Annotated in this window: 13 protein-coding genes and 1 tRNA gene; 6 read left to right on the plus strand and 8 right to left on the minus strand. The window is 62.2% G+C overall.

Annotation, left to right across the window (positions count from 1 at the left end; translation table 11 throughout):
• Positions 1 to 171 precede the first annotated feature (171 nt).
• The 6 genes from AC56KZ_RS08630 (at position 172) to AC56KZ_RS08655 (ending at position 6,835) form a co-directional block, all read left to right on the plus strand.
• Positions 172 to 1,245 (plus strand): HAF repeat-containing protein, encoded by a 1,074-nt coding sequence (locus AC56KZ_RS08630; protein ID WP_497161741.1) that lies wholly within the window; start codon positions 172 to 174, stop codon positions 1,243 to 1,245.
• 439 nt (positions 1,246 to 1,684) lie between these two features.
• A complete protein-coding gene (locus AC56KZ_RS08635; RefSeq protein ID WP_497161742.1) occupies positions 1,685 to 2,713 on the plus strand; it encodes an adenine-specific methyltransferase EcoRI family protein in 1,029 nt (342 codons plus the stop codon).
• A gap of 39 nt (positions 2,714 to 2,752) precedes the next feature.
• Positions 2,753 to 3,775, plus strand: a complete 1,023-nt coding sequence (locus AC56KZ_RS08640) for a DNA adenine methylase (protein ID WP_497161743.1) — start codon at positions 2,753 to 2,755, stop codon at positions 3,773 to 3,775.
• A 20-nt stretch (positions 3,776 to 3,795) separates the two neighbouring features.
• Positions 3,796 to 4,344, plus strand: coding sequence for a hypothetical protein (locus AC56KZ_RS08645; RefSeq protein ID WP_497161744.1), 549 nt, complete (start codon positions 3,796 to 3,798; stop codon positions 4,342 to 4,344).
• An 8-nt stretch (positions 4,345 to 4,352) separates the two neighbouring features.
• Positions 4,353 to 5,534, plus strand: a complete 1,182-nt coding sequence (locus AC56KZ_RS08650) for an AAA family ATPase (protein WP_497161745.1) — start codon at positions 4,353 to 4,355, stop codon at positions 5,532 to 5,534.
• Positions 5,531 to 6,835 (plus strand): 5-methylcytosine restriction system specificity protein McrC, encoded by a 1,305-nt coding sequence (locus tag AC56KZ_RS08655; RefSeq protein ID WP_497161746.1) that lies wholly within the window; start codon positions 5,531 to 5,533, stop codon positions 6,833 to 6,835. The genes AC56KZ_RS08650 and AC56KZ_RS08655 overlap by 4 nt, the downstream gene beginning before the upstream one ends.
• 190 nt (positions 6,836 to 7,025) lie before the next feature.
• Here the strand turns inward: AC56KZ_RS08655 and AC56KZ_RS08660 are convergent.
• The 8 genes from AC56KZ_RS08660 to AC56KZ_RS08695 form a co-directional block, all read right to left on the minus strand.
• A tRNA-Ile gene (locus AC56KZ_RS08660) sits at positions 7,026 to 7,104 on the minus strand.
• A 113-nt stretch (positions 7,105 to 7,217) separates the two neighbouring features.
• On the minus strand, positions 7,218 to 9,425 hold the full coding sequence (rpoD, locus tag AC56KZ_RS08665; protein WP_497162127.1) for an RNA polymerase sigma factor RpoD: 2,208 nt from the start codon (positions 9,423 to 9,425) through the stop codon (positions 7,218 to 7,220).
• Positions 9,426 to 9,702: 277 nt separating this feature from the next.
• Positions 9,703 to 11,499, minus strand: a complete 1,797-nt coding sequence (gene dnaG, locus AC56KZ_RS08670) for a DNA primase (RefSeq protein WP_497161747.1) — start codon at positions 11,497 to 11,499, stop codon at positions 9,703 to 9,705.
• Between the two features lie 113 nt (positions 11,500 to 11,612).
• Positions 11,613 to 12,062: a GatB/YqeY domain-containing protein gene (locus tag AC56KZ_RS08675; RefSeq protein WP_497161748.1), complete on the minus strand. Its 450-nt coding sequence runs from the start codon at positions 12,060 to 12,062 to the stop codon at positions 11,613 to 11,615.
• Between the two features lie 132 nt (positions 12,063 to 12,194).
• Positions 12,195 to 12,407, minus strand: a complete 213-nt coding sequence (rpsU, locus tag AC56KZ_RS08680; protein WP_005665410.1) for a 30S ribosomal protein S21 — start codon at positions 12,405 to 12,407, stop codon at positions 12,195 to 12,197.
• A gap of 122 nt (positions 12,408 to 12,529) precedes the next feature.
• The gene (locus tag AC56KZ_RS08685) at positions 12,530 to 13,738 is read right to left on the minus strand and encodes a BaiN/RdsA family NAD(P)/FAD-dependent oxidoreductase (RefSeq protein ID WP_497161749.1); all 1,209 of its coding nucleotides are present in this window, start codon (positions 13,736 to 13,738) and stop codon (positions 12,530 to 12,532) included.
• A 73-nt stretch (positions 13,739 to 13,811) separates the two neighbouring features.
• On the minus strand, positions 13,812 to 16,442 hold the full coding sequence (locus AC56KZ_RS08690) for an MSCRAMM family protein (protein WP_497161750.1): 2,631 nt from the start codon (positions 16,440 to 16,442) through the stop codon (positions 13,812 to 13,814).
• Positions 16,443 to 16,521: 79 nt separating this feature from the next.
• Positions 16,522 to 17,382, minus strand: coding sequence for a fimbrial biogenesis chaperone (locus tag AC56KZ_RS08695; RefSeq protein ID WP_497161751.1), 861 nt, complete (start codon positions 17,380 to 17,382; stop codon positions 16,522 to 16,524).
• Positions 17,383 to 17,385: the final 3 nt, after the last annotated feature.

Here is a 17,385-nt window from a genome sequence, read left to right on the forward strand (position 1 = left end):
ACAGAACTTGCCTTACCACGGGATTGCGCGCTGCCAAAACCGCCTCCCAGGCAGCAGCGTACCTTAACGGACGGGCCTGCTCTCCAGACGCAAGCCTTTGTTTCTTAACGTTATTTATGCTGATGCGAAATAGTTTCGTAGCAGCCTTGCCGTCAACTTCCGGAGATCCTCATGCAAGTGCGCAATTGCATTTCCCTATTCATGCTCTCGCTCGGCGTGGGCCTGGCCGCGAGCGCCCAGGCCGCTGTCGCCGAATACCGGGTCACGGTCGTCGGCCCTGCCAACAGCCGCCCCACCGATATGAATAGTGCCGGCGCCGTCGTCGGCGTCTATGCGGTCAGCCCGAGCCTCACCCGCGCCTTCCTCAACCCCGGCAAGGGCTTCGTCGACCTCGGCACCCTGGGCGGCAGGTCCAGCGACGCCCAGGCCATCAACGACCGCGGCGAAGTCCTCGGCAACTGGATCACGCGCGGCGGCCAGCAACGCGGCTACCTCTACGCCTACGGCAAGCAGCGCGACATCGGCACCCTCCCCGGCCGCCCCACCACCTGGATCGACATCAACAACGCCGGCTACCTGCTCGCGCTCGGCGGCCCCGCCGAGTCCTCCGACCCGGCCCCGCGCAGCTTCCTGCGCGACCCGCGCGGCAACATTCAGGACATCGGCCACCTCCGCTTCGACCAGGCCATCACCCAGGCCCAGGCCCTCAACAACAAGAACCACATCGCCGGCCAGTCCGGCCCGCTTGTCTTCCCCGACCAGCCCTGGCGCGCCTTCACCTGGCAAAAAGGCGTCATGCGCGAGCTGGGCGACCTGGGAGCCGCACCCAACTACGGCCAGGCGATCAACGACCGCGGCCAAGTCACCGGCAGCATGTCGGTGACGACCGGCCTGCGCGACCGGGTGGCCTTCATCTACAGCAATGGACGCGTGACCAACATCGACGCCCGCCGGCCCATCGCCGGCCGGTCCAGTGCGGGCGAAGGCATCAACAACCACGGCCACGTCGTCGGCAACAGCGACCACCTGGGCGCGTTTGTGTATCGCGGCAAGCGGATGGAGAGCCTGAATACGCTGATCGACCCGGGACTCGGCTGGGAGATCCGGTCGCCGCAGGCGATTAACGACGCGGGGCAGATTGCGGCGACGGCTGTGCGCAGGGGGGTGTCGTATGCGGTGAGGCTGGATTTGGTGAGGCCGCAGGTGGTGCGGGGGCCGGAGGTCGGGGAGGATAGGGAGGATTGATGTGACGGCAGGGCCGTCATGACACCGTTGCCGAGAGCTTCTTCCAGCTATTCAAACGGACATGGACGATCCGAAGCGCCAGCGCAGCTTCGACAATTATTTGCCGCCTATCGAGTCTGAAAAGCAGCATGTAAAACCGGTGGCAAGTATCCGGCAGACGTGCGGCAATTCAGGGCGATGATCTGAATGCCGGCGATGCAGACTCCTTCAGGCGAGCTTCGTGTCAATAGCGAATTCTGCTTCTGGACGTACTCTTACGCAGGGGTTACCCGATGACATCATAGGCGCGATCCCGTATAATCAACCTTAGGATGATGTTATACGAAATCGAATGTATAACCGCAGTTCTGCGGCGCGGTACCTGCCGGTGCCCAGCGGATCGCGTGGGGAGGCCTTGGAAGGAACGTGACCATCTCCTTGGCATCCTGAGAAAATGAGAATGACGAGAACTACCCGGAACCACGACTTTGAAAAAGCAAGGCAAGCGAAGCAGGACGAGTTTTACACCTCGCTTAGCGACATTGAGCTTGAACTAAAGCACTACACGAGCCACTTCGCGGGCAAAGTCGTCTATTGCAACTGCGACGACCCACGCGCCAGCAATTTCTTCCGCTACTTTTCCGATAATTTCGAAAAGCTCGGCCTGAAGAAGCTCATCACCACGTGCTACCGAAGCCAGGATGCCGACCTTTTCGGACGAAATAACTTTGAGAGGGCTGTGTACCTTGAGTACACCGGCGAAAAGAACGGCGACAGCGTCCCCGATGCCGAAGAGATCGGCATCAAGTTACTTAACGGCGACGGTGACTTCCGCAGCGCCGAGAGCATTGAATTGCTCCGGCAGGCCGACATCGTAGTGACTAATCCGCCTTTCTCGCTATTCCGGGAGTACGTCGCCCAACTGGTCGAGCATGGGAAGAAATTCCTGATCTTCGGGAACATGAACGCCGTAACTTACAAAGAGATCTTTCCGCTCTTCCAGAACAATCAGATGTGGTACGGCCCCAGCATCCGCAGCGGCGACCGTGAGTTCCGTGTGCCAGACGACTACCCGATCACGGCCGCTGGATCGCGGGTCGACGAGCACGGCAACAAGTACATCAGGGTAAAAGGCGTTCGTTGGTTTACCAACCTCGATTGTCCCGGGCGGCATGAGGACCTGGTCCTCCAGATCCCCTACCTTCCGGACGCATACCCGAAATATGCAAACTTCGACGCGATCGAGGTCAGCAAGACCATGAGCATCCCCTTCGATTACGACGGTCCCATGGGCGTTCCGATCACCTTCCTTGACAAGTACAACCCACTGCAGTTCGACATACTCGGCTCAAGCAAGACCCTTGGCCGACCGATGTCGCAAGTAGCGGAAAAGAACACCTATCAGCAGGGCGGACCACGTTTCTACCTGCCAAACGGCGACGGCACTTATCGCCGCATGTATGACCGCATCGTCATCCAAAAAAGGTAGTCATGATCTCCATGGCTGCGAAACACCAGAGAAATCATCATGTCGTTCCGTTACCTCGGTAACAAGACGCGTTTAGCCGACTGGATCGTCGGCGAGATCGCGCAAATCCTTCCGGCAGGCTCATCGATCGCTGACCCCATGTGCGGCACGGCCTCTGTTTCATTGGCGCTGGCCCGTGCTGGTTACTCCGTCACCGCAGCTGATGCGCTGACATTCCCCGTCGTCCATGCACGCACTCGCCTGCTTGCCAAGCAGGCGCCAGCCTTCAAGGTACTAGGCGGCTACGACAAGGCCCTGGCGTGGATGCGCTCGGTTACGCCAGTACAGGGCTACTTTTCTAATGAGTTCGGCGAGGCCGGCAGGCCCGCGAACGGGCGCGCCCCACGGCTCTACTTCTCGGCGGCTAACGCGGCGCACATCGACGGCATCCGGGCCGGAATCCGCACGCTGGCCGCATCCGGCGCCCTGACCGAGGTCGAGCACAGCGTGCTGCTCCATCATCTGATCATGTCCACTAATAAGGTGGCGAACATCAGCGGCACCTACGGGTACTTCCTCAGCAAGCTCTCCCGGCCCGCGCTTCAGCCGCTCACCTTCGGCCCGATCGAGTTTGAATGCACGCCGGGGCACCATGCGGTACTCCAGGGGCCGGTCGAGGACCATGCGGCGACGCTTCGCGTCGATGCGGTTTACCTCGATCCACCGTATACCAAGAGACAGTATGCCGGGAACTACCACATCCTCGAGACACTCGCTCGCGAAGATGAACCGGTCGCGGCCGGCGATGGTGGGCTGCGGCCCTGGATGGACCAGGCGTCCGACTTTTGCTACCGGCGCAGCGCCGGCCTAGCCTTCCGCCAGACGCTCGATCGCCTCAAGGTCCCTCACGTATTCATCTCTTACAGCGAGGACGGCCAGGTGAAAGAAGACGAGCTCTCCTCTATCCTAAGCGAGTTCGGCAAGGTTACACTGCATGAGCTACCACATGTCCGCTACCGCAGTAACGACCGAGTCAAGGATGGATCCGTGCTGGAGCGGCTGTATCACATCGAGACCTTCTAACTACACAGGACCATTTAACCATGGCACAAAAACAGAATATCGAGCTCATCTGGTGGCGCAACGTCCAGCCGGGCGAGTTCTACAACATCGAGCGACACCATCAGATCAAGGGCGGAGGCGGTTCCCTCTACATTGAAATTCCGAAGTCGATCGTTCAGGACACCCTTGATTTCCTCGGCATCACCAGGGCCGCTCTGGACTCGATGGGAGAATTCGTGATCCAAGCCGGGGTCGTTGGAAAGCCCGGGGTGTCCGGTCCAATCACATTCATGCCAAAAAGCGGCGGTCGGATGCGCATCGCGCGCCAGAATCGCCAGCAGCCGAATTCCCAGCGTCACCCGGCATGGGCGACCTCTGACTTCCCGACTGCCCCTGACAGTGTGGCTAACGCAGTACAGGCGCGCCCGCACTTTCCTGTAGGTGGACTCCGTATCTATATCGCCAAGACCTTTGGCGGCGATTATTATGCAGGGTTCAAGAAAGGCGTGCGCCCAGCAAGTATGAAGCGCGACGATCCTAACTGGGATCTTTACTCAAGCAAAGTGGGCGGTATTATTAATCCAGACTGAAATGCGACATGGCTGACAAAATTAACGACATTCTGTCCTCGTGGGGTGCCGGCAGAAATGTACTGCTTTACGGCCCGCCTGCCACAGGCAAGACGAGGCTGATCAGCGAGCTGTTCGATGCCTTGAATAAGCCGCCAGAGGCAACGCGGGGCATTCTTCTCGACATCGCTGATGCTGATACGCCATTCAGCAGGCCTGAACAGGAAATCACGATCCCACAACCCGTGAAGGTTGTGTGGACAACTTTCCACCAGTCGTATGGCTATGAGGATTTCGTGCTTGGGCTGCGGCCGGAGATCACAGATAAGGGTACCCGCCTGCGGCCATGGGCCGGGGTCTTTCTCGACGCCGCGCTCGAGCTCGCGGATCCTGGGTCCAAGTACAAGTCAGTCGTGATCTTTATCGATGAGATCAACCGCGGCAATGCCGCCCGCATATTCGGCGAGTTCATGACCTTCCTTGACTTCGATTATCGCGACAGTGGAAGAGTTCCTCTCCCGCTGCCACTTCGACAGCTAACCTACGAAGAGGGCCGCAGTGAAGAGATCCATCGGCCCGGTGGCGCGGCGTCGACAATTCCAGAAGGCTTCACGTTCCCGAAGCATGTCTACATTGTCTCGACGATGAACAGCGTCGATCGGGCGGCAGTGCCGATCGACAGCGCACTTGGACGCCGGTTCGACCGGATCGAGATGCGACCCAATCTCGCCGTCCTTGCTGGGCATTGGGGTCTGGACCAGACCATGGTCCCGGCGCCCACTGAGGACAACTGGGAAACGCTTACTCCGTTTGAAACCGCCTATCTCCTCCTCGACCGACTGAACGTCACCATCGCCTCCGACCTGGGTCCCGAGTTCGAGCTCGGCCATGGCCTTCTCACACCGGTGCTGGCCAACAAGACGGACGCCAGTGGAACCGTCCAGCCAGTCGAGGAAAAGGACGTATGGCGCACCCTGGCCAAGACCTGGGACGACGTCCTGTTTCCCCAGCTGGAGGACAGGTACTCTGGCCGGCCTGAGCAGTTGATGGACCTCTTGCGCGTCGAAAATGCTCCACCAGTCGGGAGCTATGCCTGGAGGCTGCGAACTGCAGTGGGGAGAACGGTCGGGGCGAGGACCATTGCCCCCGTCCGGGTCAGCGAGCTCGACATCGACGTCATCAAGCGATCTTTCAGGTGGCTGATGCGATGACTTCCCTGGTGCGCATCAAGCTCCAGGAGTATGGCGAACCGGTCAGTTGTCCAGTCAAGGATCTGGATCTCTGCGCGTTGGCCGAGGCAAACAAGCGTTGGCGCCGGGCGCTAGGGCTCTCAGGCGATCCTATCCGGGCAGAGGACATCGGCAACGGGCTTCTGAAGCTTCGAGCCAAGGACGTCACAGGCGTCGTCCGCATCGGCGACACCGACCTCGAGATCGCTCCGAAATTCCTGAATAGTGCCGACGGCAGCTGGCAGACGGTATTGTGGCGGATCCTCACGGTTGTCGAGGGCGGTCATGTCGACGAACTAACGACGGCCCATCTATCGTCCTTGTCCATGCCTGACCTACTCGCCGAGATGTTCCTTGCGTCCTATGGCAAGGGGGCGGCACGCGGTCTACCGCGCTGCTACCTGAGCGAGCAGGCAACCGACTACACGCTTCGAGGGAGTCTGGACACCTCACGTTTAAGCGAGTGGGTGGTACGCCAGTGGGAGCTTCCGTACGTCGCTGATCTCCTGACTAGCGACACGGCATTAGCCCGGCTACTGCGCTGGTCCGCTGAATGTCTAGCTGCAACTGTGAAAGCACCCGGACGAGCCCGGGCAATGCGCGAGATCGCAGCCGGCCTCTCCCATGTCGGCCGACAACCTCCCCACCTCCTTGACGCGCAGCGAATCGGCCTCGGCATCCAGTACCAGGGGCTGGAGGCGGCGCGAGTGGTCGGGGTATTGCTCTTGGAAGGGGCCGGTGTCCATCATGCAAGCGGCGATCATGCCTTGTCTGGGTTCCTGTGGAACTCCGATGTTATCTACGAGAAGTACATATACTGGCTATGTCAGCGTGCGGCCAGTCAAGGGGGCAAACGAGTCAGTAAAGGCGCGTTGAAGTTCGGTGAGGTCATTGCTGGCTCAGGGACGAGGCTGGAGACGACACCTGATGTGGTTTTCCGCGACGCCCAAGATGTTCCGGTCGCGGTCACCGATTCCAAGTACAAGCGTCTCGGCTCGCGACCGAAAGCACCGGACACTTATCAAGTGCTGACCGCTGGCCATGTCCTTGGCTGCCAGCGGGTCTCGCTGACCTATCCGGTTGACGTAAATCGCGAGCCAACGATCTGGCGGGTGCCATCAGCTTTGGGAGGCAGTGACATCGAGTTAACCGCAATCCCACTCAACCTGATGGGATTGACACTGCCAGAAGGAACAAGGACCCTGATTGATACAATCAGGGCATGGCTGGACGGTGAGCTGCTCAGCAACATTGCTAAACCCGAAAATGCACAGTCGGAGTGAATGCGGACGTCGCGAGCAAAAACATTCGCCCTCGGGGCGTCATGCCGGTTCCAGGATCGTCGGAAGGAACTGCGCCAGCCGCTAGAGGTGCGCGCCGGATATTAAATCGCTTCTGCCTGCGATCTGCCTAGCGGAGAGCGGAAAAAGGAAAGGGTTAGCAGTCACTATCCTGCTAACCCTTAACTTTTATTGGTAGGCCTCCCGTGAGTCGAACACGGCACCAACGGATTATGAGTCCGCTGCTCTAACCAGGCATGAGCTAGAGGCCCAAAACTTGTACAGATGGGAAGAAGAATCTCGCCACCGCGCTGCGGTATCCCGGACGAAGTGGCGAGAGGATATTGCGTTTAGTGTCGAGCCGTCAAGGCCTGGCACCCACCAATCAATTACTCCCCTCCAGGAAGCTCTTCAGCTTGTCTGAGCGCGACGGGTGGCGCAGCTTGCGCAGGGCCTTCGCTTCGATCTGGCGGATGCGCTCGCGGGTGACGTCGAACTGCTTGCCGACCTCTTCCAGCGTGTGGTCCGTCGACATCTCGATGCCGAAACGCATGCGCAGCACCTTCGCTTCGCGTGGGGTCAGCGAGTCCAGCACATCCTTCACGACGCCGCGCATCGAGGCATGCAGGGCAGCGTCGGACGGGGCCAAGGTGTTGTTGTCCTCGATGAAGTCGCCCAGGTGCGAATCGTCGTCGTCGCCGATCGGCGTTTCCATCGAAATCGGCTCTTTCGCGATCTTCATGATCTTCCGGATCTTGTCTTCCGGCATTTCCATCTTGATCGCGAGCGTTGCCGGGTCCGGTTCCGCACCCGTTTCTTGCAGGATCTGGCGCGAGATGCGGTTCATCTTGTTGATGGTCTCGATCATGTGCACCGGAATACGGATGGTGCGCGCCTGGTCGGCGATCGAGCGGGTGATGGCCTGGCGGATCCACCACGTGGCATAGGTCGAGAATTTATAGCCGCGGCGGTATTCGAACTTGTCCACCGCCTTCATCAGGCCGATATTGCCTTCCTGGATCAGGTCGAGGAATTGCAGGCCGCGGTTGGTGTATTTCTTGGCGATCGAGATCACGAGGCGCAGGTTGGCCTCGGTCATCTCGCGCTTGGCTTTACGGGCCTTCATTTCACCGGCCGCCATCTGGCGGTTGATGTTGCGCAGGTCCGGCAGCGGCAGCACGACGCGCGACTGCAGGTCGATCAGGCGTTGCTGCAGTTCCTTGATCGTCGGGATGTTGCGGCCGAGGATGGCGCTGTAGGCGTGGCCGGCGTTGACTTCGCCGTCGACCCATTCCAGATTCGTTTCATTGCCCGGGAAGACCTTGATGAAGTGGGCGCGCGGCATGCCGCAGCGGTTCACGGCAACGTCGAGGATCTGCTTTTCGATGTGGCGCACTTCGTCGACCTGGCCGCGCAGGGTGTCGCACAGCTTTTCGACGACTTTTGCGGTGAAACGGATGCCGAGCAGTTCGCTGGAGATCGTTTCCTGGGCCTTGACGTAGGCTTTCGAGTTGTAGCCGTCTTTTTCGTAGGCCTTGCGCATCTTGTCGAACTGCGACTCGATGGTGCCGAATTTTTCGAGGGCGGACAGCTTCAGCGCTTCCAGCTGCTCAGCCGAATAGCCGGCCGCGCCGGTGCTGGCGGCGGCTTCTTCCTCTTCGCCCTCTTCCTCGGCGGTTTCGTCTTCCTCGTCTTCTTCGTCGCCCTCGGCGCTCGGGACGATGGCGGCGACCGGGGTCTCTTCGGCGCCGTCTTCGTCGACCAGGCCGTCGACGATTTCGTCGATCTTGATTTCGTCGGCGGCGATGCGCTTGGAGGCGGAGATAATTTCGGCGATCGTGACCGGGCAGGCGGAAATGGCCTGGATCATGTCGCGCAGGCCATCCTCGATGCGCTTGGCGATTTCGATTTCGCCTTCGCGGGTCAGCAGTTCGACCGAACCCATCTCGCGCATGTACATGCGCACCGGATCGGTCGTGCGGCCGAAGTCGGAGTCGACGGTGGACAGCGCGGCCTCGGCGGCGGCTTCGGCTTCGTCATCGCTGGTGACGGTGGCGACATTGTCGGACAGCAACAGCGTTTCGGCATCGGGCGCGTGCTCGTACACGGCAATGCCCATGTCGTTGAAGGTGCCGATGATGCCTTCGATCGCTTCCGGATCGACGATGTTCTCCGGCAAGTGATCGTTGATTTCCGCATAGGTCAGGAAACCGCGCTCCTTGCCGGACTTGATCAGCGCCTTGAGCTTCTGGCGCCGGGTCTCGATTTCTTCTTCGCTCGCTTCGGTGTCGGCCGAGAACGCGTCTTTCAGCAGAGCCTTTTCCTTGGCCTTGCGGTCCTTGGCCTTGGCCTTGTCGACGGCTTTCAGTTCGGCGCGTTCGACGGCGTTGAGGGCAGCGACTTCTTCGTTCTCGGGCGTGAATTCCTTCGGCTTGCGCCCGCGCCGCCCCGGTACCTTCACGGATGGCAACACGTAGCCCGAGGTATCGATGGCGGCCAGCGTGGCCGCATCGGTGGTCTGGTTAACGAGTGGCGCGGTGCCCGCGGTGCGAACTTCCGCCTTGTCTTGTGCATTGTCCGCCTTGGCGGACATTCTGGTGGTTTTGGCAGCCACGATGGGTTCGGGTTTCTTGGTTGGCACAGGCGCTTTCGATGTCACAACGACTAACTTTACGATGGTTAAAGATAAAGTTTTGTTACCTTACATCACGCTGCATACAGCGTACAACACTGCTGCGCTAACTGAAACTCCCCGACCCTTTGGACATGAAAGTCATTTCAAAGGTTGCAATAGTTAGCGTTTTATTATAGCACGCACCCCTACTTTTTCCAGTCGAACACAGGGCACTTGTTGCTTTCACAACAGGGGCCTAACGCACTGCTGCCGACTCTGCCTCTTCACGCGCCAAGACCTGCTGCTGGGCCGTGATCTCGCGATAGCGAGTGCTTACCTGATCTGGGGCCAGGCCCTTCGAAAACAACTGTTTTAACTCCTCATCCAAGGCATTTTTCTTGATTTGCCTCACAGCACCGGCAAGTACGATTCGTTCGGCGTCGGCATCCGATTCCGGCTCCGACGCGATCCTGGCGATGATTTCGTCGTAGGCGCCGCTGCCCTCTTTCAATTGTTCGGACAAGGCAGCAAAGTTGCCGTACTCGCCAAGTGCTTGCGCCATGCCAATAAGGTAACGCAAGGCGTCCGCCGATTCCTGGCCGAGATAATCGAGCGCTTGCAGCGCCGCCTCGTCCAGGTTCAGGGACAGCGCTGGATGCGCAACCAGAATACGTTCGATCTGCAAGGGCAGCCCCACCGGCTCCGGCCGGCCCTGGCGCGGCGGCGCCCGTTTTGCCACCGATACCGGCTTGGACAGCTCGAACAGGCTTTCGATTTCGGCCGGCGTCGATTCGGTCAGGCTGGCAAGACCCCGCACGATCTGCAGGCGCAGGCTGGTGGGCGTCATCGATTGCAGCAGCGGCTTGGCATCGAACTGCACGCGGGCGCGCCCTTCCGGTGTCGACAGGTCATGCTCGGCGGTCACTTCGCGCAGCAGGAATTGCGACAGCGGCATGGCGTCGTTGATTTCCTGCGCGAAAGCATCACCGCCGAACTCGCGCACGAAGCTGTCGGGGTCGTGGTCTTGCGGCAGGAACAGGAACTGGATGGTCTTGTTGTCGCTGACCTGCGGCAAGCATGCATCAAGTGCGCGCCGTGCGGCGCGGCGCCCGGCTTTATCGCCGTCGAAGCTGAAGATGACGTTGTCGGTCTGGCGCAGCAGCTTTTGCACGTGGGTACTGGTGCAGGCGGTACCGAGCGTGGCAACCGCTTGCGGGAAGCCGAGCTGGGCCAGGGCGACGACGTCCATATAGCCTTCGGTCACCAGCACATAGCCGGCGTCGCGGATGGCCTGGCGCGCTTCGAACAGACCGTAGAGCTCGAGTCCCTTCTGGAACAGCGGGGTTTCCGGCGAGTTCAGGTATTTTGGTTCACCACTGTCGAGCACGCGCCCGCCGAAGCCGATCACCTGCCCTTTCGTGTTACGGATCGGGAACATGATGCGTTCGCGGAAGCGGTCGTAGCGCTTCTTGTTGCCGCCGTCCTCGTCGACCTTGTCGATGACCAGGCCCGATTCCACCAGCGCCAGCGCGTCGTAGTCGGGGAAGACCGTGCGCAGGTTGTCCCAGCCGGAGGGCGCGTAACCCATGCCGAAGCGGGCTGCCACTTCGCCGGTCAATCCACGTTTCTTCAGGTAGTCGATGGCGTTCGGTGCGGATTTGAGCTGGGCGCGGTAGTAATCGCAGGCCTGGCTCAGCGCTTCCGTCATCGATTGCGACTGCGCCTGCTGGGCGGCGCGCTGCTGGGGCGGAATCTTGTCGTCGGCTTCGGGCACGACCATGCCCACGCCCTGGGCCAGGTCCTTGACCGCTTCGACGAAACCCATGCCCGAGTATTCGATCAGGAAACCGATCGAGGTGCCATGCGCGCCGCAGCCGAAGCAGTGATAAAACTGCTTGGTGGGGCTGACGGTGAAGCTGGGGGATTTTTCGCTGTGAAACGGACACAGCCCCATGTAATTGGCGCCGCCCTTTTTCAGCTGGACGTAGCGCCCAACCACGTCGACGATGTCGACACGGTTGAGCAGATCGGTAATAAATGATTGCGGGATCACGTTGCTTGTACAGTGTTTGTCTAAGGTCAGACTATACCGCAGCGTTCGCTGCAAAGTTGATCTACAACAATCATGGGGTCAAACGGCTTTTCGTTGTTGCCTCAGGTGTCTCGTCAAGCGCCGGATAGTGCTTTCTTGACCAGGGTCGAGACCACGGTCATGTCGGCGCGGCCAGCCAGCTTCGGCTTGACGATGGCCATGACCTTGCCCATGTCCTGCGGGCCGGCGGCGCCGGACGCCGTGACGGCAGCGGCAACTTCCGCCGCGATCTCGTCGTCCGACAGCCCCGCAGGCATGTAGTTTGCCAGCACTTCGAGCTCGGCTTTTTCGATATCGGCCAGGTCCTGGCGGTTACCGGCTTCGAACTGGGTGATCGAATCCTTGCGCTGCTTGATCATCTTTTCGACGATGGCGACAGTCTGCTGGTCGTCCAGTTCGATCTGCTCGTCGACTTCCTTGCGCTTGATGTCGGCCAGGATCAGGCGGATCGTGTTCAGCTTGCCGGCTTCCTTGGCCCGCATCGCCGCTTTCATGTCGTTCGTGATTTGTTCTTTCAGGCTCATGGCATCTCCGAATGGATGGATACAAACAACAAAACCCGCCGGGGTAACAACCAGGGCGGGTTCACAGGACTTCCTAGCGGCTGCCGGGACGAGCCTTTTGCTCTGTCACCGGTGCAAGCCGGCTGGACAGTCTTAGTACAGTTTCTTTGGCAGTTGCTGGCTGCGGATGCGCTTGTAGTGGCGCTTCACGGCAGCGGCAAGCTTGCGCTTACGCTCTGCAGTTGGCTTTTCGTAGAACTCGCGTGCGCGCAGTTCAGTCAGAAGACCGGTTTTTTCGATAGTACGCTTGAAGCGACGCATAGCGACTTCGAACGGCTCGTTTTCTTTAAGGCGGATAGTGGTCATGTAAAAATCAAACCGTGTTGGATTTAGGGAAGAACGAAATTCTAGCAGCTTTTGACAAGCAGTGGAAGAGATTACGGGCGTGTGATGAAATTGACACAGGAGTTTGCAGGAGGAAAAAACCTCTAAACACTCTCTCCGGCGACGAAGCCTGAAGCCCAGGCCCACTGGAAATTATACCCGCCTAGCCAGCCGGTAACGTCCACCGTTTCGCCGATGAAGTACAGGCCCGGCACGTCCCTGGCCATCATCGTTTGCTGGGACAGCGCGCGCGTGTCGACGCCGCCGAGCGTGACTTCGGCCTTGCGGTAGCCTTCGGAGCCGGTCGGCACGATGGCCCAGCGGTTGATGGCATCGCCCAGCTGGCGCAGCTTGGCGTCGGGCATGTCGGCCAGGCGGGACTCTGGCGTGAAGCCGTTGGCCAGCAGCAGGCCCTCGACCAGGCGCGCCGGCAGCCAGGCCGACAGCACGTTGCCGAGCTGCTTCTTGACGGTGGTTTTCGCGCCGATCAGTTCTTCAGCGACCTCGAGTTCCGGCAACAGGTTGATCACGATCGGCGTGCCGGGCTGCCAGTAGCTGGAAATCTGCAGGATGGCCGGGCCCGACAGGCCGCGGTGGGTGAACAGCAGGTCTTCGCGGAACAGGCCGCGCTTGGCGGTTTTTCCCTTGCCGCTGCCCGTGGACACCTCCACTTCCAGCGCAATGCCGGCCAGTGGTGCGAATGGCGCCCAACTGGGGCCGTCGAAGGTCAGCGGCACCAGGCCGGGACGCGGCTCGACCAGGGGCAGGCCGAACTGGGTGGCGAGCCGGTAGCCGAGGTCGGTCGCGCCGATCTTCGGGATCGACAGGCCGCCGGTGGCCACCACCACGCTGGCCGCTTCGATGTCGCCATGGTCGGTGGCAAGAACGAAGCCCTCGCCTGCTTTCGCGACCGACAGCACCTTGCATGGCATGCGCCAGTTGACCTCGCCCGCGGCGCACTCGGCCTTGAGCATGGCGATGATCTGTTCGCTCGAATCGTTGCAGAACAACTGGCCGCGGTGCTTTTCGTGGTGGCCGATGCGGTATTTCTTGACCAGCGCCAGGAAGTCCTGCGCCGTGTAGCGCGACAGCGCGCTTTTGCAGAAATGCGGGTTCTCGGACAGAAAGTTTGCCGGCCCGGCGTTCATATTGGTGAAGTTGCAGCGCCCGCCGCCGGAGATGCGGATCTTTTCGGCCAGCTTCTCGGCATGGTCGATCAGGACCACGCGCTTGCCCCGCCCGGCGGCCACGGCCGCGCACATCATGCCGGCCGCGCCCGCGCCGATTACCGCTACATCGAATTGTTTTGCCATGCCTGCCCGCCGTGTTCCGTGATCCGTGATCCGCGTTGCGCGAAACCGGCCATTGTAAACGCAAACCCGGCATTCAAGCGCCGTCGGCACCCCGCACGTCGAGGTCACGGCCGTTGAGCACGGTGCCGTCGACCCCGATCTTGATGATGTGCATGCCGGTGTCCTGCAAGCCGAGGCGCTTGAGCTGGTCCGGCGCGATGCGCAGGAAATACTCGCCGGGGAAGATACCGGTCATGACGTAATAGCCGTCGGCGGCGCTGGCGATGGTCGAGACCACCTTGCGCGACGCGTCGACCAGTTCGAGCTGCAGGTCGCCGATCGGCCGCCGTGTCCCCTTGGCCAGCAGGTAAGTCGTGCCATCGACTTCGCCGGTCACGCTGACGGCGAAATCCACCTGGCTGACCTTGCCCGGGCGCGGCACGATGCGCACCCCGCGCAGCTGGGCTTGCCACTGCGGGTCCTCGAGCGTGTCGGGGTCAATGCCGATGTCGGTGTGCTGGCTGGCCGGCAGGCGCGGCAGCCATGCCAGGCCGCCGGCGTCGGTGCGCACGCCGTAATTGGCGCCGTTGACCGTGAAGCCGGCGCCGGGAATGCCCTCCTCGCCCTCGTCCATGGCGCCATTCAGGTTCTTGTCGAGGAAGACGCGGATCGACGCCGCGCCCACGTTCGCCATCGGCTGGGCTTCGCGCAGCAGGCGCCTGCCGCGTGGCTCCAGCCCCATCGCCATGAATAGCTGCACGCCGGCGCCGTAATCGCCGTGGTTCGAATAAAAACCGCTGACGCCGAGGCCGAAACTGCCCAGGCTTTTGTTGAGCGACCCGGTGGCGCGCAGTTCGCGCTCGTGGAACATGCGCGTCACGCCCAGGTTCAGCATGTAGCCGTCAAGCAGGTACCAGTCGGCCGACACAACCGCACTGCTCACTGCGGTGTCGGGCTTGAGCGTGTATTGCAGCTGGCTTGTGATGCCGATGCCGGCCACCCTGCGGCTCACTTGCAGCAAGCCTTCGGCCCGCTCGGCGCCGCCCAGCGACTGCCAGCGCAGCGCATTGCTGACCGCGGTGCTGTGGCGATAGGCCGATACCCGCCCTTGCACTTCGCGCTGCTCCGCGCCCGAGGCCAGCACGTCGCGCCGGAGCTGGAGCGACAGCGGAAAGAAGCCGGCGCCGCCCAGCGCCAGCACGCCTTCGGCGCGCAGCTCGTCGCGGGTGCGCACGCGGTCGCCCGTGGCCGCGAAGAAGTCGCTGCTGAAGCCGTCCAGGCGGGCGCGGCTGGCCGACAGCGCGATGTTGCCGGACCGCGTTTTCACGCCCACTTCAGCGAGCTTGCCGCCGTCGTCGGCCTTGAGCGTATCGGCGGTCAGGATGACGTTTTTCCAATAGCTGCGCAGGCCCAGGCTGGCATAGCTGCGCGTGGTGTCGAACAGCGGCAGGCGCTGCCAGCCGGCGGTCAGGTTCAGGTGTTCGCTCGCGCCCCACTCGAACTGGGCCAGCGCGCGCTGGCGCCCGTCCTGGTCGCGGTGTGCGGCCAGGTCATAGAACAAGGCGCCGCGCGGCAGCGCCGACTGTTCGAGCAGGAAGGACTGGCGCTCGACGCGCATCTGTCCGAGCGGCCCGTGGAACACCAGCCGGAATTCGTTCGGCCCGTAGGCCAGGGGCTGGTCCTCGAAGCTGTATTTTCCGTCCGGGCGCGACTGCTGGACGCCGACCAGGGCCTCGTTGTAGTACAGCTCGACATCCCAGCCCGGCGGCAAGTCGCCCTGCAGCGTGTGGCGGTCAAAGCTGGTCGGCTGGTCCAGCGGGCGGTTGCTGAGCGCGATGCCGTTGCCGGTCGGGCTGCTGCTCGAGATGTTGGCCACACCGGGAACCGGCACGCTGCCGAACAGCGCGCTGCGCGCCTTCAGGGGACCGAGCAGGCCGCCATCCGGATCGTTGCGTCCGAGCGTCAGGCGCAGCCCGGACGACAGATCGTGCTCGTTGCGGTCGCGGCTGGCATACAGCGCCGCCTCCATCCCCAGCAGATCGGTGGTCAGGTAGGCGGTGTAGGACGCCTCGCTCTGGCGCCGCCCATTGCGCCGGTTCGCGGCCAGGCCGAGCGTCTGGTCGACGAAAGGCAGGTCGGCCAGGCGGTAGGGCGTGGCCAGGCGCGGATAGCCGGGATCGAGATAGCCGCCGCGGGCACCGGGCAGGCTGCCGCGCTCGCGCCGCGCCAGGCGCGCCTGCAGCGGCAACTGTTCGCGCGGGCGCACCTTCAAGGCCAGGTTGGACAAGTCGAGGTCGAAATCGACCGGCAGCCAGCGCGCCAGCACCCGGCTGGCGACGAAGACCTCGCCCCCTTCCAGCTTGACTTGCGACGGCTCGAAGGCTTCGCGGCGGCCGGCGATGTCGAGCGCGCCCGCCTGCACATCGAGGCTGAAACCGCGCTCTTCGGTGAGGATGTAGCCGCTGGCGCGGCCTTCACCGGGCGCCACCCGGATGGCCAGGGTCAGCAGGCGCGCGATCTCGCCCAGCGGCAGGTAGACGTCGCGTCCGATCTCGTAAGCCGTGACGCCCTCGGACAGCAGCTGGCTGCCGATGCGCACCTCCAGCAACACCAGGTTGGCTTCGTTATTTTGCGCCGTTGCCGCTGCTGCCGGCTGCAGCGGCGCCAGCGTCGCGGGCAGCACGACCAGCGCCGCGAGCAGCAAGCCCGTGCGACATCGATGCATCGATCCCGTATGCGCCTGGCCCACCGGATAAGGGCCTAGGCAATTGGCGCCTGGCAGCCGGGCAGCCGCCCGGGCGCCCTCACGGCAGGTTCAGGCTGGCCTGCGCCAGCAGCTTGCCGCCGGCCTCGGGCCGGTCGCGGTAGCTGACCTCGAGCGTGCCTGCGGCCAGCGCCAGGCCGGCAGGCAGCTGCAGAGGCAGCGTTGCCTTGCGCACGCGGTTCGGCGTGTAGACGGCGATGCCGCCTATCTGCGCCAGGACCGAAGGCTTGCCATTCCTGGGTGTGAAGACGACGCTGACATCGCCATATACCGAGCTGGCGCCCTCGCGCTGGAATTGCAGCGCAAGCATCGGGCGCTTGGCCTCGTCCCGGCTCAAGGCCAGCTCCGCCAGCTTGACGCCGGCGTCCACGGCGCCATGACGCACAATGATCGGGACCGACGCGCCCACCAGGGCGTTCATCACCACGCCGATGCCGCCGGCGCCGGCGCCCTGGTTCTCGATGCTGGCATTGCCCTCGACATCGGGCAGCTTGTCGAACTGCAGGTGCGAACGGTACTCGCCGTCGGCCAGCTCGGCCGGTTTGCGCAACATCACGCGCACGGTCTGGGCCGTTCCCGGTTGCAGGGTGACCTGGCGCGGCGAATAGCGCAGCATCTCGTCGGCGAAGCACTCGCCGTCCTGCGCGCTGTCGGCCGTCTCGAACTGGCCAAGCTCGGTCATGCGGCGGTTCACCAGCGAGATCCGGTAGCTGGCCGGCTTGCTGCCCTTGTTGATCAGCTCGATCTGGGCGGCACGCGCGCTCTTGTCGAACACGATGCGCGTCGGGTGCAGCATCAGGTCCGCACGCGCCGGCAGGAAGGGCGCCAGCAGCAGCGCGGCAAGCACGCAGCCCCGCACCAGGCGTGCGGCGGAAACGGGTGCGAACGGGAAGTAAGCCATAAA

This window comes from Telluria sp. LT2P34 (assembly GCF_059685915.1).